We start from the raw sequence: 1580 nt of genomic DNA, 5'->3' as shown, positions 1-1580 counted from the left end.
AGGTCGACACGGAACTTCTGCCCGCCCGAGAGGGTCTCGTAGGGGCGGATCCCGGTCGGGGTTTCCACGTACACGCTGACCTTGTTGTCGGTGGCACCCTTCGACGTCTCCCTGGACGTGCGAAGCTCCACGCGGAGCTCACCCCGGGAGAGCCGGTTCAGCGACACGTTCATCGCCTCGTTGAGCTCGTCGACGACGTTGTTCAGGATCATCGACGGGATACCGGCGGGGGAGAACGCCTTGTTCAGCGTCTGGTGGACGGTGCGGGTGTGCTCAGCGGCTTCCTTCTGCTGGCGGAGCACCTTCAGGCGTTCCTCCTGCTCGGCGCGGGCGTTCGCTGCCTGCTTCCGGCGGTTCTGCTCGGCGGCCAGCGCTGCGGCGCGGTCCTTCGCCCCGTCGCGCTTGCCTTCGAGGTCGATGCGCTGCTGCTCGAACCCGGCGGCTTCCGCGGCGACAGCCTCCTCGGCGGCGGCGAGATCCGCGGCGAGGGTCGCCTCCTTCGCGGACGGCTGCGCCGTGTCTGCGATCTCCGCGACCGCCTGCTCGAGGTCCGCCTCCGCGGCGGCGACAGTCGCCGCTTCGTGCTCGTCGATGTCGCGGACGGTGGCGTGATGGGCGTCGCCGGCCTGCTTCCGCCAGTCCTCCTCGTCAGTGGAGGAGCGCTTGAACAGCGCCTCCGCGTCCGCGTTCTGCTTGTCGACCTGCGGGCGGGAGCCGATCAGCGCGGCCAGCTTCGCAGCTTCGGTTGCGAGCCGTTCCGCGGCGGCGTCCTCGGCGCGTGCCTGGGCGTGCACCTGCTCCGCCAGGGAGTTCGAGGCGTCCGACGCCTCGCGGGCTTCGATGGCGCGGCTGCGGAGGGAGTCCAGGTCGGACACCCACGATGCGATCTGTGCCTGCTGCGCCGCGATGAGCGCTGCAGCGTCCGCGGCAGCGAGGTGCTGGCCGCAGGTGAAGCACTCGGCGTCGTCGGAGTGGTCAGCGGTGGTGCGGCTGAGCAGGCCGATGCGCGCCTCAGCGTCGGGGATCTGGTCCTTCAGCGAGGCGTGCTCAGCCTTCAGGCTGGTGTACGTCCCGAAGTGTTCTGCGGCAGCCGTCTGGTGGGCGGCGGCTTCCCGGCGGAACCCCTCGGCGGACTCTCGCTTCGCAGCGACCTGCGACTGCACGCCGGGGAGGTCGCGTTCAGCGGCGACGATCGCCAGGAGTCGTTCACCGGCGATGCGGCGTTCGTCGCGGGCGTTCGCCTTCTGGTTCGACGCGCGCTGGGACGCCGACGCGAGGTCCGTCTCGAGGCGTGCGGCAGCCTGCTGGCGCTGCGCGGCGGCGCGCTGCTTCGTCTGGCCGATTGCGAGCTCGGAACGTTCCTTCTTCTGGGTGGCGGCGTTCAGCCGGCCGATCCGGTCCTGTCGGACGAGTTCGAGCTCCTGGCGGAGCTCGCGGGTCTGACGGGCGGGGTCGGCGGCGTTCAGTTCCGCCAACTGGAGCGTGTACCGGTCGACTTCGTCGGCGGCGTCGGCGGCGTTCTGCACCACCTGGTCGTCGGACATCGCAGCGAACCCGTGGTCGGCTTCGTCGGCCTGCTC

1 pseudogene is annotated in these 1580 nt (G+C 70.6%); it reads right to left on the bottom strand.

The annotated features are described in order from the left end of the window. A pseudogene (locus tag GH736_RS22670) lies at window positions 1-1580 on the bottom strand (hypothetical protein); the annotation flags it as partial.

Origin of the sequence: Agromyces humi, assembly GCF_009720255.1 — a bacterium.
In the GTDB taxonomy this organism is placed as follows: Bacteria; Actinomycetota; Actinomycetes; order Actinomycetales; family Microbacteriaceae; genus Agromyces; species Agromyces humi.
Note: the sequence above shows the minus strand (reverse complement) of the source record. Positions and strands in the feature narration are given on the sequence as shown.